We start from the raw sequence: 18,483 nt of genomic DNA, 5'->3' as shown, positions 1-18,483 counted from the left end.
AGATCGGCGCCTTCGACGGTATGACCGACGGTCGAAAGTGCCATGCGCGGCGACATCTGGCAGCGCCCCAGAAGCGCGAGTTCCCGTTCCAGCGGATAAGGCGCCCATGTCGCGTAATAGCAGCTGTCATATTCCGGCGTGTGCTCGAAGACATAGTCGGGACCGACAAGTCGGCCCGGCACACGGAACCACCATTTGCGATCGTAAGAAACGAGAGGACCCGTATTCGTCCAGGCGTTCTCGTAATCGTCCCGCCCAGCGAGGCGATTCACTGCGCTCTCGCCGGCATTGACGATCCGGAACGTGCATGGAACGCCCCGGACGCCGGACGCGCGGAAGTGGTAATAGCCGAAGAAATCGGTTCCCTCGTCTTTCCGCAGAGAAAGCCTGATGTCGGCCGGATTCTCGGCGGAAACAACTTCTATGCTGCCGTTGGGAATGTCGCCGTTGATCCAGATCGTCATGTCGTGTCTCCGGGACGGAAGGAACGAGCCCAGTCTAATCCTACTTGTTCAGCTCGTACTTCATGATCCGCCCATGCGGGCCCTTGATATCGCGCTCCAGTTCATAGACGTCGCCTGCCGGCCCCGTGCGATCTTTCAATGCTTCTTCGATCGCGACGATGTCCTGGGCGTCCAGAGCGAGCTTGCTGATTTGCCCATGAGCGGACAGATGGCGCGTATTTGTGGCGCCGACAATTGCCGCCGCCACGCCTTCACGATCCAGAATGGCCCGCGTCGCAACCGATGCGATATCGCAACCGTGCTTCCCGGCAATACGATGGAGCGTCTCCAGCAATCGCTGGAAAAGTCCCCAGCCGCCGAGATCGTCGATAATCAGCTTGTACTTGATCAGCGATCTATTCGCGAACGTGTTGGCCGGCTCCTCCTGGCCGAGCCAGCGCTCGGAGAGAAAACCACCCGCCACCGTCCCATAGCAAAGGAGCGCAATATTATTCTGCCGACAGAAATCGACCATCTTCCGCCGGGGGCGATCGTCGAGAAGAGAATACTGGATCTGATGCGAAACGATGGGAACGCCCGCGTCGACGATCTCCGTCAGATGCGGCACGTCGAAATTGGTCGCGCCGACACGCGCAATCTTTCCCGCTTTCCGTTGCCGATCAAGCTCCAACGCGATATCGACGTAACGCGGCACCGAATAGTCCCACCAGTGAAACTGCACGATGTCGATCCGCTCGACGCGCAGCCGTCGCAGCGAGCGATCTACGATACGTTCGACGAGATTCCGATCGGCCCGGGCGAGATCCGACAGATCGGGAACGAATTTGGTATGAATTTGCACCCGGCGCGCATGGTCGGGATATTTTGTACGGAATTCCCCGATAAGTGCTTCGACGTCGGTATAGATATCAGCGCAATCGAACGTCGTGATCCCGGCTTCGACGAAGGTCGCCATGTCGTCAACGGCTTGCGCCCGGTCGATTGGTCCGTGATCGCCGGCAAGATGCCAGCCGCCCTTGATCAATCGAGAAATACTGTAGTCGTCGGAAATAGTGACGCGCGGAATCATACTTACTAACCTACGAGAGAACGGTACCTGTCGTTTCCGACCGGCGGAATTTTCGACGCCCCGTGCGGGTAATGCGGAAGCGGCTCGGGCACAGCGGATCCGGGCAAGCGATCTCGGCGTCCGACGTCATCCAGTCGTTGGGATGCGTCTCGCGCTGCTTGGCCGCGAGCACGGGTAGAATGGCAGCAAGCGAATAAATCGAGAATCCTTGACCCGGCGGCAGGAAGAGCATCTCACCGCGCAAATCGAAATAATCGCCAACCTTTGCATGGCAGTATAGTTTTGCATCCGCCGGGGCGACGACTTCCACGCGCAGATCGTAAAGTTCGAAAGTGTCGCTGTCTGACCGGCTGGCGTTTTCCGATTCATTCATGAGATCACTTCGCTTCCTTCTTTCGCGAACGACTCCATCCCGACGGGCGTTCCGTCATCTTCCGATTATCGACCGTTCGATCAATCACAAGCATCGGCGGTTACATTGCATTGACCGCAAACTTCGTGGTCGGAGATCCGCCGTGCGCGACCCTCCCCATCGATGCGCGGAACTCTTACGGCCTTCCTTCGCGCAGCTTTTTCGTCGCACTCTCGTCGACACGGCCATCGGCTATGATCACTCCGTAAACGTCGCGCGCCGCCTCAAGCGAGACATATCCCTCGATCACATCCTCGAGCACGTCCGCTGGCGCCCGATCGGTGGGGCGTCCGTAGCCGGCACCGCCACCGGTGAGGCAGACAGCGACGTCTCCGGCCTCAACAGCCGCGCGATAGGTGCCGACCCGCTTTTCCTTCGCCGTCCCTGGAAAGAGCAACATGGCATTCGGCTCGGATTCATGCCCGCCGGCGAGGCCCCAGGGTCGTGTCTTCGTCTTTTTCGTCACCGACAGGAACTCACCCGGCGACCGGAACCGGATACGACGCGTCAACGCAACGCCACCGCGATGCATGCCCGCCCCGCCGCTGTCCGATCGCAATTCGAGCGCTTCGATGAACATGCCGGTCTTCATCTCCATCACCTCGATGGGTGTATTGCGCACGAGACTGCCCGAGAGATGATTGGTGGCATTTGTACCGTCATGCGCGGCACCGCCACCCCAGCCGACCGGATCGTTGTTGCTGACGGCGTAGAGCTGCCCGGTTTCCGGATTTGTGCCCACCATCATGAAACCCGGCACATCGCCCCCGGAAGAAGCCACAAGACGATCCGGCATGGCTTGCGCGAGCGCCTTGTAGACAAGTTCGAGAGCGAGATGCGAGGTCCAGAGCGTGAAGGTCGCCGAAGGGTAGATCGCGTGAAAGAGATTTCCGGGCGGCGCGATCACCTTGAGCGGCCGGAAATTTCCCGCATTGCTCGGGCTATGCGGTGTCGTCAGGGACTTCAGGACGAATTTGCAGATCGTTTCCGTCAAGCCGAAGGGCACATTGATGGGGCCTCGCACTGCCGGCGACGACGCGCTGAAATCGCAGGTCATTCCCTCGTCATCGATGGTCACTGTGACCTTGATGGGGACGGGCGTATCGCTGATGCCATCGTCGTCGACGAAGTCCTCGGCTGAATAGGTCCCATGCGGCAGGGATTCCAGCGCGCGGCGTGTCGTCATCTCGCCATGCTTCAGGATTCGCTGCGTCGCTTCCTCGAAACGCGCCGCGCCGAACTTCGCGTAGATCTCCTGCAGGCGCTTTTCGCCCGTCCGCGTGCTCGCCACCTGGGCTTCGAGATCACCGATCACGAGGTCGGGCATGCGGGAATTGAAGCGGATGAGTTCGACGATCTCCTTGTCGAGTTTGCCCCGCTTGTAAATCTTCGTGCCGGGGAAAATCAGTCCTTCCTGATGCATGTCCGTCGAATCGAGGACGTAACCTGGATCCTTGGCACCCAGATCCATCCAATGCGCGCGCAAGCAGGTATAAGCGAAGGGCCTTGTTTCATCCGGTGCGAAGACGGGCGCGAATAGCGTCACGTCCATCGCATGCGCCGAATTCCAGTAGGGATAATTCATCAGGACGATGTCGCCGGGGAAGAGATTTTCCTCTCCCACATATTCGACGCCCTTGCGAATGGCGTAGTCGTTCGCCCCCAGAAAGAGGGCCAGACCCGGCGCATCCGCGATCAGCTCCAGATCGCGATTGTAAAGAGAGATGCCGAAATCGAGCACCTCGTAGATGACGGGGTTGAAGGCAGTGCGGATCAGCGTCCTCCGCATCTCCTCCGCGGCCGACAGGAGATAGCTGCGGATGACCTCCGTGGTGGCTCCATCCAGTGTCATGCTGCTTGCCTCCGAATGATCAGGTGTCCGAAGTCGTCGACGGTCATTTGCTGATCGGAATGAATGACTGTCGTCGACGTGCCCTCGTCGATGATGGCCGGGCCCTGAATGACGTGGCCGGGCGCGAGGCGCTCGCGCGCGTAAATCCCGAACGGGACCATTTGCCGCCGCGCGAAGCAGTAAGCGTCCCGCGTCTTGACGAGCGCAACGTCGGCCGGCCCCGTCGCGGACGGCAGCTTCCGCAGGCTGGGTTTGGCGAGCTGTCCGACCGCTCTGAGACGCAAGGTTACGATCTGCACGGGATCGGCAATGGCATGCCCGTATCGCTCGGCGTGGAGCGCATTGAAGCGTTCGACAATGTCCGCAATCGTCATCTCCGCGGTAATCGGAACCTCGAGCGCGTGCTCCTGGCCGAAATACCGACACTCCAGAAAACGTTCGAGAACCTGCTCGGCCGGCAGAACGCCCTGTTGATCGAGGGCCGCCCTTCCCTTCTCTTCAAGAACGGAGAAACCCGCCTCGATCGCGGGCCGTTCGTCGTCGGAAAGCCGACGGATGTCCGTCTGGGAAAATTCGGACACGAGATCGGACATCACCATGCCCCAGGCGGAAAATGCCGCCGGTACATTCGGAACGATCAAGTCCACGACGTCGATCTCGCGCGCGAGCAATGGAGCGATCATCGGCCCCGCGCCGCCAAAGGCGAGCAGCGAGAAGTCACGGGGGTCTTTTCCCCGTTCGACCGTGATCTCGCGAATGGCGCCGACCGTGCGCGCGATCAACACGTCGAAAACGCCCGCAGAGGCCGTCAGCACATCGGTTCCTAGCGTTTTGGCGATCCGGTCTTCCATGCCGCGGCGCGCCGCAGCGGCATCGAGGGAGAGAGCGCCGCCCAGAAAGGCTTCGGCGTCGAGGTATCCGAGAACAAGCGCCGCATCTGTTGTCGTCGGTTCGACGCCACCTTTGCCATAGGCGATCGGGCCGGGTACTGCGCCGGCGCTTTGCGGACCGACCTGCAGCAATCCCTCCTGAACCCAGGCGATCGAGCCGCCGCCCGTGCCGATGCAGCGAATATCGAAAATCGGAATCAGCGCCGGAAAATGCTCGAGCGTCGCCTCATGCATCACCAGCGGATCCATGTTCTCGATCACGCTGGCATCGAGGCTCGTTCCACCATAATCGAGCGAGAGCAGGTGGTCCCGTCCGAGCAGCCGCGCAATATAAGCCGCGCCGACGATACCGCCCGAAGGACCCGACATGACGGTAAAGATCGGCGCCCTTGTCGCGACCTCCGAGGTCATCGCCCCACCGCTCGACCTCATGATCAGGAAGCGGCCGCCCAGACCCTTGTCCAGCAGAGCCTGCTTCAGCTTGCCGACATAGGCCTCGAAGATCGGTCTGATATAGGCGTCAAGAACGGTCGTCGCCGTCCGCTCATATTCGCGATATTCACGCGTGATTTCGCTCGAGATCGAGACCGGCAATTGTGGAAAGTGCTCGCGCACAATCTCAGCCGCGCGCTCCTCATGAGCCGGATTTTTGTAGGAATGCAGAAACGAAATGGCGAGCGCCTGCACACCGGCCCCGGCCAACTCGGCCGCCGCGGCACGGACCGCCTCCTCGTCAAGCGGAACGACGACGTTGCCTCCCGCATCCAGCCGTCCGGGAACGCCGATCCGGTGCCGACGCTTGACGACAGGCGCCGGTCGTTCAAAAGCGAAATTATACATCTGCAGGGGCGGCACATCTGCACGACCGATCTCGAAGACATCGCGCATGCCTTCGTTGGTCAGTATCCCTGTTATCGCGCCTTTGCGTTCGAGGATCGCATTGAGGCCAAGCGTGGTGCCGTGAACGAAGATGTCTGTTTCCTCGAGCGGCGTTCCGAGCCGCCTTATGGCTTCCAGAACTCCCTCATAGGGCTGGCCCGGCGTCGTCGGCGCCTTGGCGAGCCTCACCGATCCCTCGACACCATCAAATTGAATCGCATCGACGAACGTGCCGCCGATGTCGACCGCAATACGAAAACGTTTCTTTGTCTCAGCCATGTGCCGCTTTTCTGTCAGTGAATGAGCCGGACCTTCGCGGGAAGGCCCGGCCCACCGCCTCACTCGGAATACGTGCCCGCAAGTCGGGCCGGCATTCCCTTTACATCGAAGTATGCCCGGAGCCTCACGGCTCCGGGCGAAGGTTGATCCTCAGAGCGAGAACGGAACCGTAAGCTCAGCGCCGATCTGGCGCGGTTCGTTTGCGCTGCGGAGAGACTGAGTTCCGAAGGCATAGGCGCCGACGGCCGCGGGGGTCCGCTCGTCGGTCAGATTCCTGCCGACCAGAGCAAGCGTCCAGGCGGAGTCCTTCTCCAATGCAATGCGCCCATCAATGAAGTCTTTCGCCGGGGTCTTGAGGGTGTTGTTGAGATCCCAGTAGACATCGCCGCGATGCTCGAGGCTGACCCGCGTCGAAAGGGTGATGTCTTCATAGACGGGACGTGTGTACTCCACCGCAAGACCGGAGGTCAGGCCGTAGACCTGAGGCGTACGATTGCCGCTGTAGGTTCCCGACGCATCGGAGAAATTCCTCATACGGGTATTGTTGTAGCCCACCTGGCCGTGAAGGGTCAGGCCGGGAATGAGGATATACTGCGCTTCGAGTTCGACGCCGTTCACTTCCGTCTTCGGGATGTTCTGGATCGCAGTTTCGATACCCGACGAGCTCGCCACCGAGAAGAAGAACTGCTGGTTCTTGAAGTCGGTATGGAAGAGAGCGCCGTTGAGCTGCAGACGATTGTTCAGGAATGTCGTCTTCAGACCCGTTTCGAAGGTATCGGACACCTCGTTCTGATATTCCCGCGCCGCAATGGAACTCGTCGGATTGAAACCGCCGGTCCGGAAGCCCTTGGCGTAGGTGACATAGCTCATGACATCGGGCGTCCACTTGTAGGACAACGTTGCCTTGGGCTGAGCCTGCGAGAAGGTCTTGCCGTTGCTCTCGCCGTTCGCCCTGTTATCGGCTGTTTTCTTGTCCTGATCGTAGCGGGCGCCAAGCGTCAGCATAAGCGCGTCCGTGATGTCATACGTCGCCTGGCCGAAAAGCGCCCAGCTCTTGCTCTTGTACTGATCGTCATGCCCCGTGCCGGCGCCGCTGCTGCCGACGGCTGCAAACTCGGTGATGTCGTCCACCGTGTTGTCCTGCAGGTAGAGGCCCGTTACCCAGCGCAAGCGCTGCTCGTTCGGCGAAGTCAGACGGATTTCCTCGCTGTAGGTCCGCGAGTTATTGATCCAGGTCTGCCAGAAATTCGGCGCCGTCGAGAAGTCGCCGTCGGCGTAAAGGCTCTGATTGGCGACGTTGTAGGCCGATATGGACGTCAGAGTGAAAGGCTCGAACTGATAGTCGATCTTGGCCGAATAAGTCTGCAATCCGCGCGTATCGACGCCGGCGATATCCGTCGCGGGCCCTTTGGAAAAGTCGTCGAAAGCATCATTGTCGACGGGGACGAGCCACAACGAACCGTCACGACCATGCAGATAACGCGCGCGCAGGCTGATCGACAACTTGTCGGTCGGCGTCATCAGAAGCTCGCCCTGGAAAGCATGCTCCTGCATGAAGTCGACATCCTTGCCTCCGCCGCCATTGGAGATCAGGCCGTCGAAATCGGTGCCCCAGGCGGAGGTCCGGAAATAGACCTTGTCCTTCACGAGTGGGCCGCTCAGCGTCACCGTTCCGGTCTTCTGATTGCCCTCGTAGTAGCCGACCTTGGCGCTTCCCTCGAAGTCGTCCGTCGGCTTCTTGGTCGTGATGTTGATCGCGCCGGCAATCGCTCCCGCGCCGTATAGCGTTCCCTGCGGTCCGCGCAGCACTTCGACCTGCTCGATGTCGACGAGTTGCTGCTTGAGAAACTCCTGACCGGGCTGTTGCACTCCGTCGACGATGGTCGTGAAAGGCGACTGCCCGCCCTGCACCGTCGTGAAGCCACGGAATGAGACAGTCTGAATACCCGGGCGAAGCTGATCGATGATGACCAGGTTCGGCGTCATCTTCGCCACGTCCTGGATCGTGTTGACACCCGCCTGCTCGAGCTGGTCGGCCGTGATCGCGGTCACCGCGACAGGCACGTCCTGAAGTTTCTCGGACCGCTTCTGGGCAGTCACCACGACTTCCTCGATCTGCTCCTTGCTCTTCGTTGTATCGTCCGCGGCGTGAGAGACGCTCTGCGCGCTGTCGTAAACGGCCAAACAGCCGAGCGGCAACATCGTCCACATCAATCGCCGACGGAAAGTCCCCCAATTCACTGCAACCATGACTAACCCCTGCCGATATGCTCCGTCACCAAGACCAGAGTGAAAGCATCATCGAAATGTCACCGCTCTGTATCAATCACATGCGGCGGCGATTAACTTGCACAGTACGCAAACTTCGAGCGAAATCGTTGCGCCAGAATGCACAAGACCTGAGCATGGCTGTGCAAAAACCATGCAGGTCAAGGTACGGCATCGACAGGTCGCGGCAAACTTCAGGACGTCTGCTTGCGGTAAAATCGCGGCTTCAGGAAGCCGCAGAAAAAACTATGCGCCAGAGCCGCACAGAGGATGGCGTCCACTGTCGGGATCGATGTGAGCGTCAGCATGCCGAGGCCATACGAGCTTGCCGGCAAAGTCATAACCCCGACACCGGATCCAACGATCCAGGCGACGAAGGGAGCGGACCTCAGGCCCTCGGAGGGCGCGCCCTGCCGGTACCGCCCGGCGTCGAAGGCGAAATCGACCACATACACGCCCGCGACCGGCGCGATGACGATGCCGAGGAAAATGAGCGCCGGCAGGAAATACTCAAAGATATTCGCCGCGGCGAGAGCCGTACCCAGAACGGCGGCAACAGCCGTGAGCTTCCAGCGCTCTACTTGCGGGAACAGCGCCGAAAGCGACAGCGCGGATTCATAGAGATTCTTGTCGTTGCTGGTCCATGTCGCGAGAATGATGACGGCGAGCGCTGGAAGGCCCACGCCGGCTGAGATCATGATTGCGATCAGGTCGCCGCTTCCATAGATGACCGCCAGCATTGAAGAGAGAAGAAGAAGCACGGGATAGGCAATCCCGAAGCTGACGAACATGCCGATCAGATTGTCGCGCGACGAGGAAAGAAAACGCGTGATGTCCGGTGCAATGGCGACCGCCACCATGTACCCGCCGCTCACGATCGAGACGACGAGCCCGAAACTGTAAGGCGTGTCGACCGACGGCGCACGCAGGATCGGCCCGACGTCGTGCGTCGTGACAGCAATCCATGACGGCACAGCGATCACGCATAGCAATAGCGGAACCGCGACATAGGCAAGCTTGCCCAGCGCTCGAAAGCCGATGATGGCCGTGGAGCTCATCAGGGCGCCGGCCAGAACGGTCATCAACGTCGAGTTGAGCGTTATGCCGAGTTCAGGCTGCAACAATGCCTGAACGCTATGGGCGAGCACTTCGGTTTGAATGCCGAACCAGCCGAAAAGCGTGAAAATGAGAATGGCAGCGACGAGCTTCGCGCCCACATCTCCGAACGTCTGACGCACGAGAATGGCCGTCGGAACCCGCGCCTTCAGCCCCACGAATCCGGTGAGCGAAGCAAGCGCGAAAACGATCGCCGCCCCAAACAGGACGGCGGGAATCAGGTCGAGGAATCGTTGATGGCTCCCCAACTGACCGCCAAGTGCGAAGAGCGGAACACAGATGGTCGTACCGATCTGGATGGCCGCGACGAAGGTCCAGTTTCTGAGATCGCCCGCTGCGACGGGCCGATGAGGATTTCGTTCGACCGCGCGAGATACGACATTCACCAGTTTTCGCACAATTGTACCCGTCCGTTACGTTGAAGCTTGCATTGTTGCCGCAGGATCGTCAGCCGCAGGATTTCCACGACTTGAGGCATCATCCGAAGATCGTGGAAATGCAGCAGGCAAGCAATGCACCCGACGGAGACGCCATTGCTGTGGGTGTAAAGTTCGTTGCGCTCACCGAAATCCTCGGGAGCCACTCACGCACTCGTCATTCGGCCGCGACGAAATGATGTTCTTCCAGGCGTGCGCTTCTGTTCAAATGCGCTTCGAGAACGGAAAGGAGGCGCGTGGGCGCCGGCGGCAATTGGCGCCCAAGCCGGCTGATCAGATTGACCGATGTGCCCTGCAAGATCGGGTTGCTGACCGGTACGGCCACGAGTTCCCCGCTGGCGACTTCGTTGACGACCGCGAGAACCGGCAGCAGCGTCACGAATTCCGCCGACCTGAGCATATCCTTGAGCAGACTGACCGAATTCGACGTAAAGCACGGCACGATCGCGACGCGCTCGCTTTCCTCCGCCAGCTTCAGAAGCTGGCGGGTGCTGAGCGAAGCCTCAGGCAGACAAACCCGGTGGGATGCGAGATCGGAGAGGTTGAGCTGCGCCCTTTTCGCCAAGGGATGTTCCGGCCGCATGATCGCGCGGAGTGGTTGAGGAATCGAAACGCGAGCCCGGGCCTTCGGCTCGCTCACGGCGTTGAAAGCAAGTCCCAAATGGGCGTCGTCCTCGACCACGACGCGCGTCACCTCGTTGGAAGATGCGACCATCTTGACCTGCAGGAGGATGCCGGGATGATTTTCCATGAATCGGCTCAAAACGCCGGACAGCGCCTGGCTGATGAAGCCCTCGCCAATCACGAGATCGATACGCCCCGAACGGAGTCCCTTGAGGTCGGACAACCGCGACTCGAATGCTTCTTTCTGCGCCAATTGCTCGCCGTAATAGTCGAGCGTCAGCACGCCGGCCTCGGTCAATTTGATACTTCGACGGCCATGTTCGATGAGGGGGACCCCCACATCGGCTTCCAGTTGCGCGATTTGCCGGCTGATCGAGGAAACCGCGATGCCGAGCTTGTCAGCTGCGGCCCGCATCGAGCCGAGCTTCGCCGCTTCGTAGAAGTAACGCAGATTCAAATCCGACATTGACGACCCCGCGGCTCACGCCCAGCAGATTGATCAGGAATCCTAGCGGGATGATATGGCTCCACCAAGCCCGTGCGCAAATCTGTCCCGCTCGACGTGCCCCAGATAAGGCGCCGACGACGGAAACTCACATGCAAAGTCCATGCCAGCAGACGGGTGGCGGCCATCTGGTGGGCCCGGCAGGACTCGAACCTGCGACCAAACCGTTATGAGCGGTCCGCTCTAACCAACTGAGCTACAGGCCCCCAGATCGCGGCGGCCCCGTAGGGCCGGCGTCCGGCCCGTATAGCAGATAAATCCGGCGGGCTGAACGGGGATTGCGCGGGCTACCGGGCCCTGTCTCTCTGGTCTTTAATGAACCGGAAAGGTGCCGTAATTCCGCCCGGTTCCACTTCAATGCTGCAAGCCGCACACCCAAGGGAGAACCCCATGCCCGTTTCGTCGCTCGTCACCCGCCGCTCCAGCCTTGCCGCCGCCCTGGCGGTCTGCGCGCTTTCGGCTGCCCTCTTCACAGGCGCGGCCCGCGCCGAGGAGGCCCAGCGCCGCGTCCTGACCGTCTCCGGCACCGGCGAAGTCACGACCCATCCCGATATCGCGACCATTCAGACCGGCGTCGTGACCGAGGGCAAGACGGCTGCCGAGGCGCTCGCCGCCAACACCAAGGCGATGAGCGCGGTTTTCAAGGGGCTCGAAGCCCAGAAGATCGCCAAGGACGATATCCAGACCTCCGAATTTTCGGTCTATCCGGTCTACAACGAGCCGCCGGTGCGGCCGGATGGCACGCGCGACAACCCGGTCATTCGCGGCTATCAGGTGCGCAACCAGGTGACGGTGATCGTCCGCAAGCTCGACACGCTGGGCGGCGTGCTCGACAAGCTCGTCTCCTTCGGCTCGAACCAGATGGGCGGCATCGGTTTCGCGGTCGACAAGCCCGAACCCCTGCTCGACGAGGCGCGAGGCGAAGCCGTGAAGGACGCATTGCGCAAGGCGAAGATCCTCGCCGATGCGGCGAGCGTGAAGCTCGGCAAGATCGTTTCGATCTCGGAAAGCGGCGGCTACGCTCCACAGCCCGTCTATGCGATGAAGGCGATGGCGATGCGCGACTCGGCGCCGGTTCCGGTCGCCGCCGGAACGCAGAAGATTTCGTCCGACGTCTCGCTCGTGATCGAGATCGAGTAGCCGATCAGGCCGGTTCGAGGATGCGGTTGCGCGCATCCATCAGAAGAACGCGGGGGCGGTGGCGTTTCGCCTCCGCCTCTTCCATTTGCGCATAGGCGATGACGATCACGAGATCGCCGGCCTGCGCAAGACGCGCGGCGGCGCCGTTGATGCCGATGACGCCCGAGCCCGCCGCGCCCTCGATCGCATAGGTCGTAAAGCGCGCGCCGGTGTTGATGTTCAGCACATCGACCTGCTCATTGACGAGAATGCCGGACACTTCCAGCAGATCGCGGTCGATGGTGATCGAGCCCTCGTAATTGAGGTCGCATTGCGTCACCGTCGCGCGATGGATCTTCGCCTTCATCATGGTGAGGATCATCGAGGCCACTCCCTGAACCCGGACCCTTCGCGGCCCGCTCCGGCCAGCTTTTAGCGAATGCGGCCCTGCCCGTCCACTCACCTCTCCGTCTTGTGATTGGACTTCGAGGACTGCTCATGCACCCTGAAGCCCGAACAAGCCGCGGGAGCGCCAGCATGACGATCGAGAGCATCAGGGATTATTACGGCAAGGTGCTGGGCGGCTCGGCCGACCTCAAGACCGATGCCTGCTGCGATACAAGCGACGTGCCGCCGCATATCCGCGCGGCGCTCGCCGATATTCACGACGACATTCTCGCGCGTTATTACGGCTGCGGCCTCGTCGTGCCGGCGGCGATCGGGGGCGCCCGGGTGCTCGATCTCGGCTGCGGCGCGGGCCGCGACTGCTTCGTCCTCTCGCGTCTCGTCGGCGAGCAAGGCTCGGTCGTCGGCGTCGACATGACGGCGGAACAGCTCGCCCATGCGCGCGCCCATGTCGAGGGGCAGACGCGGCGCTACGGCTATGCGAAGCCCAATGTGGCCTTTATCGATGGCTATATCGAGGAGCTCGGCGCGCTCGGCCTCGCGCCGGAAAGCTTCGACGTCATCGTCTCCAATTGCGTCATCAATCTCTCGCCGGACAAGAAGGCCGTGCTCGAGGGCGCCTGGAAGCTGCTGAAGCCCGGCGGCGAACTCTATTTCGCCGATGTCTATGCGGACCGGCGCCTGCCGGAAACGCTGCGCGACGATCCGGTGCTGCTCGGCGAGTGCCTCGCCGGCGCGCTCTACTGGAACGATTTCCTGACGCTGGCGAAGCGCGCGGGCTTCGCCGATCCGCGCCTCGTCGCCGACCGGCCGCTCGCCGTCAACGATGCGGGCATGCGCGCGGCGCTGGGGCCGGCGAAATTCTTCTCGGCGACCTACCGGCTCTTCAAGCTCGACGGGCTCGAAGGCGCCTGCGAGGACCACGGGCAGGCCGTCGTCTACAAGGGCGGCATCGCCGAATGCGAGGACGTCTTCACGCTCGACAAGCATCATGCGATCGAGAAGGGCCGCGTTTTCCCGGTCTGCGGCAATACGTTCCGTATGCTGAGCGAAACGCGCTTCGCGCCGCATTTCGACTTCATCGGCGATTTCTCGCGCCACTTCGGCATCTTCGCCGGCTGCGGGACGAATATCCCCTTCGACGAGACGGGCGCCCCGGCGGCATCGGGCGGCGGGTGCTGCTGACTCTGCCATTCGGGCGCGCCCCTTACCTCTCCCTATGGGAGAGGTCGAAACGCGAAACGCGTTTCGGGTGAGGGCAAGCCGTGGGGCACCGCTCCCCCTGAAGGCCCCTCACCCAACCCTCTCCCCGACGGGGAGAGGGCTAGAAAGCTGTTTCAACGCCCGGATTCGAGCAACGTCCTGATCTTCTCCGCATCGGCGGGCGTGGCCGGATTGTAGACCACCATGTTGAGATCGGGCCGGCCATCGACGGCGAAGGCCGAAAACTCCATCGAGAGAGGCCCGACGACGGCATGGTGCAGAACCTTCGCGCCGTCGCCATGCGCCTGCACATCATTGTCGCGCCACATCGCCGCGAATTCGGGACTGGTCGCGCAGAGTTCGTCGACGAGCGATTGCACCATCCCCGCCGCGCCGGCGCGCGCCACATCGGCACGGAACGACGCCACGACAAAGCGCGCCACGTTTCGCCAGTTGGGCTGCGCCGCGCGGACGCCCGCATTGCGGAACATCATGCGCAGCACGTTGCGCTGCCCTTCCGGCAGCTTGGAATAATCGGTGAGCACCGCAGCCGCGGCCCTGTTCCAGGCGATCACATCCCATGTCGCCGTCCGGATGAAGGCGGGGCTGTATTCGAGTGTGTCGAGCAACCGCTGCAATCGCGGCGTGATGCCTTCGGGCGCGCGATAGCGAACTTCGGGCGGACGGCCAAGCCCAAGCAGGAACAGATGCTCGCGCTCGGCATCCGTCAGCATCATCGCGTGCGAGATGCGGTTCAGCACATCGGCGGAGGGCGCGCCACCGCGCCCCTGCTCCAGCCATGTGTACCAGGTCGTGCTGACATTGGCGCGCTGCGCGACTTCCTCGCGGCGCAGGCCGGGCGTTCGCCGGCGCGCCAGCGGAAAGCCGAAGGCCGCCGGATCGAGCTTCGCGCGGCGATCCTTCAGATAGGCGCCGAGCAGGTTTTCGTTCGCGTCAGGCATCGCTCATCCTGTTAGGAATTATACCAGTATAACGTCACTACTTTACCAGCATATCAAATCGGCGGAGAAAAGCGGACCATCCGACAAGGAGAATTCACATGCGCGTATTCATGACCGGCGCGGCCGGCTTCATCGGGCAGGCGACGACCCGGGAGCTGATCGCCAACGGGCACCAGGTGGTGGGCCTTGCGCGCTCCGACGCCAATGCCGCCGTGCTTGAGCATCTGGGCGCGGAGGTTCACCGCGGCTCGCTCGAGGATCTCGAAAGCCTGAAGGCGGGCGCGGCCAAAGCCGACGGCGTCATCCATCTGGCCTTCATCCACGATTTTGCGAAATTCGCGGAGAACGGCCAGGTCGACAAACGCGCCATCGAGGCGATGGGCGACACGCTCGAAGGCACGGGGAAGCCCTTCATCGTCACCTCGGGCACCGGGCTCATCGAGGCGGGCATGGTCATCACCGAAAACATCCGACGCGACGCCAGCGCGCATGCGCCGCGCGTCTCGGAACAGGCAGGCCTCGCTTATGCGTCGCGCGGCGTGCGCGCCATGACGGTGCGCCTGCCGCAGGTGCATGGCGCCGACGGCAAGGCGGGGCTCATCACCTATCTGCTCGAACTCGCGCGCCAGAAAGGCAAGGCCGCCCGCGTCGGCGACGGCAATGAACGCTGGGCGGCGGCCCACCGGCTGGATGTCGCCCGCCTCTACCGGCTGGTGCTGGAGAAAGGCACGGCGGACGGCATCTATCACGCGGTCGGCGAAGAGGGTGTGCCGATGCGCGAGATCGTCGACGTGATCGGCCGTGCCCTGAACATCCCCGTCATCTCGATCGCGAAGGAAGAAGCCGGCGCGTATTACGGCCCGCTCGCGATGTTCGCCGGCCTCGACATGCCGGCCTCGAGCGCGCTGACACAGAAGTGGCTCGGCTGGACGCCGACGCAGATCGGCCTCATCGCCGATATCGGCCAGCCGGGTTATTTCGCGAGCTGAAAGGACCATGCGGCGCGGCGGCCGGTGTTGCCGAACGCTTACCTCTCCCTATGGGAGAGGTCGAAACGCGGAATGCGCTTCGGGTGAAGGCAAGCCGTGGGGCATTGCTCCCCGATGCGAAGAACTGTCACCCCGGGCTTCGTCCCGGGGTCCAGGGGCGTCATCCGCCGAGCAAGCGGCCCCTGGATCCCGGCACAAGCATGTCCTTGGGCCGCGCTTCGCGCGGTCCCGAGGGGCCGGGATGACATAAGGTTGTGAGCGCGCGCCGGGCGCCCCTTACCTCTCCCTATGGGAGAGGTCGAAACGCGGAACGCGTTTCGGGTGAGGGCAAGCCGTGGGGCATCGCTCCCCGTGAAGGCCCCTCACCCAACCCTCTCCCCGACGGGGAGAGGGCTAGAAAGGAAGTCCACAAACACCTTCATCCCCGCGAGGCTCCGCCTCCGGGGGTTCGGCACGCAACCCGCCTCGGGCGGCCTTCACCGGAGTGAAGGATGCGCGGGGCCTCTGTTCCACCGCCCGCGTTCAACGCGTGACGCGTGGCACGTGTTGGAGCGATGAAACCCGCCCCGCGCACGGCGATTTTAGGGTATGCCACCCACGACCTGCGACATCCGACTTTTATCGGCCGGAGCGCACCGCGAACCATAGTGTTCGCCTACCCACTCATCCCTCCCGGGCCGCGAGGCTGGTTGTCCCCGCGACGCAGGACGCCGCATTCCCTCTCCACGTATTCGGCCAGTTCCGGATACGCCCTTCGTGGAGCGGGTCGCGATTAATATGGGGGCGGAGGATCGGGCGGGGATAAGTTTTTGGGGGCGGCTATTGACCATCGCGGCATCATCGTTGCGTCCAGACAATTCACAGCATTTTTACGAATTAATCAGCGAGTAGTAAGAGGGCGGCTTGATGCCGGTTAACCCATAGCGCAGATAGTACTTTCGCGCAGTCCTCCAACCTCGAACAAAGCTAGGCAACACCACCTCATTATCCAGCGCAGCGTATGTGTACCAGCTTCCGCTCACGATCTGCATCTTAGTTAAACGATCCACATGATGACCAAAACCGGCCAGTACTCGCACCCTCTCCCTCTGCGCACGCCGGATGACGCTCAGCAACCATCCATCCAGTTGCTTAAACTGCGCCACCTCTGTTGACAGCGGAAAAAATGCCATCAGCCCCCTGATGAATGGGGGCCTTATATCTTCACTCAAAAAGCCTGTAATATGGTTCTCGCGTAGTCCCCCATACATGTAGCGCCTGATTTCATTGAGGCAGGTAACCAAGTCCCAGTCAAAGAAACCTGGGCCAACTCGCCCACTATCGAATGCTCCTCCGATGCCACGGCGATGCAGGAACAGATGCTTGTAAATGATTTCCGAAATCTGCCTCTTAATGCGCTTTATTGATTTGGCAGGAAGACCGATACCAGACGCATCAATTCTGTGCCCCAGATAATCGATAAAATCATCCGTTCTCAACTCCGATCCGTCATCGATATCAATGGTAAAATCTCGACGATCTCGATCAGGCCCCCCACCAAACAGCAAAATGCCCGGGGATTTTGCATAGTTTATTAACAGACCCGCTTTCTCACAATGAATCCGAAACTGAGAGGCGACCGCGAGAGCGTCGCGATAAGAGTGAGTGACCGCTACGACATCATCCGCAAACCGAACGAAAGATCCATTCTGACGTTCTAGGCACAAATCCAATTCGTGTGCAGCGGCATTGGACAAAAAAAGAGAAAGAGAGCTTCCTTGAGGTACACCCGCCTCACGCACGTCAAACACGTTGTTTTTGTATGTTTTAACGTGGCAATAGGCATGAGTCAGAAAAGCATTAATTGCGTTTTTCTCAGATGCGGATAGCAAGAAAGTCTTTTTATCGAAAAGAACTTTTTCAAGATATGAATGACTTATGGTGTCAAAATACTTGGAAAAATCATACTGAATAATATACGATTTGTGATTTCCAAGCGATCTATTCAAATAAAGTATAGCGTCAAAAACATTTTTATCTGGCCGATACGCAAAACTGTAGCTCGAAAATTGATTTAGGTTTCGACGGGTTATTTTTCGATGCACAACATTCGCAACAGCAGAGTCAGGAATCGCAAAGGCCATCACCTGTCGTGAGGAACCATCTGGCTTGGGGACATCAAACTGTATCGCCGGGATTGGCTCATATAGGTCGGCCTGCAACCTCTTCCAAATAACCCGACTAATATATCGCGCGTGAGCAATGCAATATTTGGGATCAAAATGTGGGTGAAAATCCCACCATATTGGATCATTTGTAAGCGGAGCACCCGCAAGAAGTCCCGTTCTTTTCCCATATCGCTCAGCATTCTTGTGTGCGTTCGCATGATCGATGCGCTGACGCCTCAGGACTGCCTTTGATTTGCGGGTAATAGCCTCTTCGATCAGCTCTTGCATTTTGGCCCCAGCTTTTGTCGGGGGAGCGCCAACGCCGGAGAGTCAGGGTTTCGTTTGCGAGTGGCGAACGAGCTTTGCAAAGCCCGACTACAAGGTAATCTTTCCGGCGTTGACTAGTGCACCCCGCACATAATGAAAGCGTCCAACAATGCTCATTGCATGTCAATCACACGCCTGAAAGTCGGCCAGTTGGGCGATTACAATGCCCCCTGCCCCTCTCTCCGTGGATGGAAAATCGTTCCCTTGTAATCCCCCACGAACACCCCATATCACTTTCAACAGCAATCATCGCGGCGATTGCCCCGCGCTCCAGGGCGATTGCCCCGCGCTCCAGTAAGAGCGCAAGCGGGCGGTTCGCGGGGCCGGAGACGGCCGGTGCGGTGATGATCCCCGAGGCGACCACGGATGTAATGGCGCCGGGCTTGGTCAAACGAGCCGGGGATATGTGGGAAAGGCCGGGAGACCCCGGCCTTTTTTCATTTTCGCTTCCCTTTCCACCAGCCTGAAGGAGCCGGACATGGCCTTGCGCGACGACAGGACTTCCGCTTTCAAATCCTCGATGACGGGCCCCGCCC

Annotated in this window: 15 protein-coding genes, 1 tRNA gene and 1 pseudogene; 3 read left to right on the top strand and 14 right to left on the bottom strand. The window is 60.7% G+C overall.

The window, feature by feature from the left end; translation table 11 throughout:
* The 11 genes and pseudogenes from VMR03_RS18500 to VMR03_RS18455 all read right to left on the bottom strand — a co-directional run.
* The coding region (locus tag VMR03_RS18500; protein WP_325407871.1) for a M14-type cytosolic carboxypeptidase at nt 1-464 on the bottom strand (464 nt) is incomplete at its 3' end.
* A 40-nt stretch (nt 465-504) separates the two neighbouring features.
* Nucleotides 505-1,533, bottom strand: a complete 1,029-nt coding sequence (locus VMR03_RS18495; RefSeq protein ID WP_325407869.1) for an aldo/keto reductase — start codon at nt 1,531-1,533, stop codon at nt 505-507.
* A 10-nt stretch (nt 1,534-1,543) separates the two neighbouring features.
* Nucleotides 1,544-1,906: a TIGR04076 family protein gene (locus VMR03_RS18490; protein ID WP_325407867.1), complete on the bottom strand. Its 363-nt coding sequence runs from the start codon at nt 1,904-1,906 to the stop codon at nt 1,544-1,546.
* 175 nt (nt 1,907-2,081) lie between these two features.
* Nucleotides 2,082-3,797: a hydantoinase B/oxoprolinase family protein gene (locus VMR03_RS18485; RefSeq protein ID WP_325407865.1), complete on the bottom strand. Its 1,716-nt coding sequence runs from the start codon at nt 3,795-3,797 to the stop codon at nt 2,082-2,084.
* Nucleotides 3,794-5,845 (bottom strand): hydantoinase/oxoprolinase family protein, encoded by a 2,052-nt coding sequence (locus tag VMR03_RS18480; protein WP_325407863.1) that lies wholly within the window; start codon nt 5,843-5,845, stop codon nt 3,794-3,796. The genes VMR03_RS18485 and VMR03_RS18480 overlap by 4 nt, the downstream gene beginning before the upstream one ends.
* 150 nt (nt 5,846-5,995) lie before the next feature.
* Nucleotides 5,996-8,095: a TonB-dependent receptor gene (locus VMR03_RS18475; protein WP_325407861.1), complete on the bottom strand. Its 2,100-nt coding sequence runs from the start codon at nt 8,093-8,095 to the stop codon at nt 5,996-5,998.
* Between the two features lie 212 nt (nt 8,096-8,307).
* Nucleotides 8,308-9,615, bottom strand: coding sequence for a cytosine permease (locus VMR03_RS18470; RefSeq protein WP_325407859.1), 1,308 nt, complete (start codon nt 9,613-9,615; stop codon nt 8,308-8,310).
* Nucleotides 9,612-9,812, bottom strand: coding sequence for a hypothetical protein (locus tag VMR03_RS18465; protein WP_325407857.1), 201 nt, complete (start codon nt 9,810-9,812; stop codon nt 9,612-9,614). Before VMR03_RS18465 ends, VMR03_RS18470 begins: the two co-directional genes overlap by 4 nt.
* A gap of 11 nt (nt 9,813-9,823) precedes the next feature.
* Complete coding sequence (locus VMR03_RS18460) at nt 9,824-10,573, bottom strand: LysR substrate-binding domain-containing protein (protein WP_325407855.1); 750 nt, start codon at nt 10,571-10,573, stop codon at nt 9,824-9,826.
* 12 nt (nt 10,574-10,585) lie between these two features.
* Nucleotides 10,586-10,756, bottom strand: a pseudogene (locus tag VMR03_RS19045) (helix-turn-helix domain-containing protein); the annotation flags it as partial.
* Between the two features lie 168 nt (nt 10,757-10,924).
* Nucleotides 10,925-11,001 (bottom strand) — tRNA-Ile (locus VMR03_RS18455).
* Between the two features lie 184 nt (nt 11,002-11,185).
* Between VMR03_RS18455 and VMR03_RS18450 the strand changes: the two genes are divergently transcribed.
* A complete protein-coding gene (locus tag VMR03_RS18450) occupies nt 11,186-11,935 on the top strand; it encodes an SIMPL domain-containing protein (protein ID WP_325407853.1) in 750 nt (249 codons plus the stop codon).
* Between the two features lie 4 nt (nt 11,936-11,939).
* On the opposite strand, the gene panD is transcribed toward VMR03_RS18450, so the two are convergent.
* On the bottom strand, nt 11,940-12,296 hold the full coding sequence (gene panD, locus VMR03_RS18445) for an aspartate 1-decarboxylase (RefSeq protein WP_325407851.1): 357 nt from the start codon (nt 12,294-12,296) through the stop codon (nt 11,940-11,942).
* Between the two features lie 155 nt (nt 12,297-12,451).
* Here panD and VMR03_RS18440 point away from each other — a divergent pair, with 155 nt between their 5' ends.
* Nucleotides 12,452-13,504 (top strand): methyltransferase domain-containing protein, encoded by a 1,053-nt coding sequence (locus VMR03_RS18440; protein ID WP_325407849.1) that lies wholly within the window; start codon nt 12,452-12,454, stop codon nt 13,502-13,504.
* Between the two features lie 152 nt (nt 13,505-13,656).
* Here VMR03_RS18440 and VMR03_RS18435 read toward each other — a convergent pair whose 3' ends face one another.
* On the bottom strand, nt 13,657-14,484 hold the full coding sequence (locus tag VMR03_RS18435; protein ID WP_325407847.1) for a helix-turn-helix transcriptional regulator: 828 nt from the start codon (nt 14,482-14,484) through the stop codon (nt 13,657-13,659).
* A gap of 98 nt (nt 14,485-14,582) precedes the next feature.
* Here VMR03_RS18435 and VMR03_RS18430 point away from each other — a divergent pair, with 98 nt between their 5' ends.
* Nucleotides 14,583-15,473 (top strand): SDR family oxidoreductase, encoded by an 891-nt coding sequence (locus tag VMR03_RS18430; RefSeq protein ID WP_325407845.1) that lies wholly within the window; start codon nt 14,583-14,585, stop codon nt 15,471-15,473.
* Nucleotides 15,474-16,342: 869 nt separating this feature from the next.
* On the opposite strand, the gene VMR03_RS18425 is transcribed toward VMR03_RS18430, so the two are convergent.
* On the bottom strand, nt 16,343-17,908 hold the full coding sequence (locus VMR03_RS18425) for a reverse transcriptase domain-containing protein (protein WP_325407843.1): 1,566 nt from the start codon (nt 17,906-17,908) through the stop codon (nt 16,343-16,345).
* Nucleotides 17,909-18,483: the final 575 nt, after the last annotated feature.

This window comes from Parvibaculum sp. (assembly GCF_035511255.1).
Taxonomy (GTDB): Bacteria; Pseudomonadota; Alphaproteobacteria; order Parvibaculales; family Parvibaculaceae; genus Parvibaculum.
This window is presented reverse-complemented; position numbering and strand designations above follow the sequence as displayed.

What these genes read in the sequence shown, in the direction of transcription:
- VMR03_RS18490 (WP_325407867.1), bottom strand. Translation starts at nt 1,906, where the DNA reads ATGAATGAATCGGAAAACGCCAGCCGGTCAGACAGCGACACTTTCGAA.
- VMR03_RS18480 (WP_325407863.1), bottom strand. Translation starts at nt 5,845, where the DNA reads ATGGCTGAGACAAAGAAACGTTTTCGTATTGCGGTCGACATCGGCGGC.
- VMR03_RS18430 (WP_325407845.1), top strand. Translation starts at nt 14,583, where the DNA reads ATGCGCGTATTCATGACCGGCGCGGCCGGCTTCATCGGGCAGGCGACG.
- VMR03_RS18475 (WP_325407861.1), bottom strand. Translation starts at nt 8,095, where the DNA reads ATGGTTGCAGTGAATTGGGGGACTTTCCGTCGGCGATTGATGTGGACG.
- VMR03_RS18450 (WP_325407853.1), top strand. Translation starts at nt 11,186, where the DNA reads ATGCCCGTTTCGTCGCTCGTCACCCGCCGCTCCAGCCTTGCCGCCGCC.
- VMR03_RS18485 (WP_325407865.1), bottom strand. Translation starts at nt 3,797, where the DNA reads ATGACACTGGATGGAGCCACCACGGAGGTCATCCGCAGCTATCTCCTG.
- VMR03_RS18495 (WP_325407869.1), bottom strand. Translation starts at nt 1,533, where the DNA reads ATGATTCCGCGCGTCACTATTTCCGACGACTACAGTATTTCTCGATTG.
- VMR03_RS18425 (WP_325407843.1), bottom strand. Translation starts at nt 17,908, where the DNA reads ATGCAAGAGCTGATCGAAGAGGCTATTACCCGCAAATCAAAGGCAGTC.
- VMR03_RS18440 (WP_325407849.1), top strand. Translation starts at nt 12,452, where the DNA reads ATGACGATCGAGAGCATCAGGGATTATTACGGCAAGGTGCTGGGCGGC.
- VMR03_RS18435 (WP_325407847.1), bottom strand. Translation starts at nt 14,484, where the DNA reads ATGCCTGACGCGAACGAAAACCTGCTCGGCGCCTATCTGAAGGATCGC.
- panD (WP_325407851.1), bottom strand. Translation starts at nt 12,296, where the DNA reads ATGATCCTCACCATGATGAAGGCGAAGATCCATCGCGCGACGGTGACG.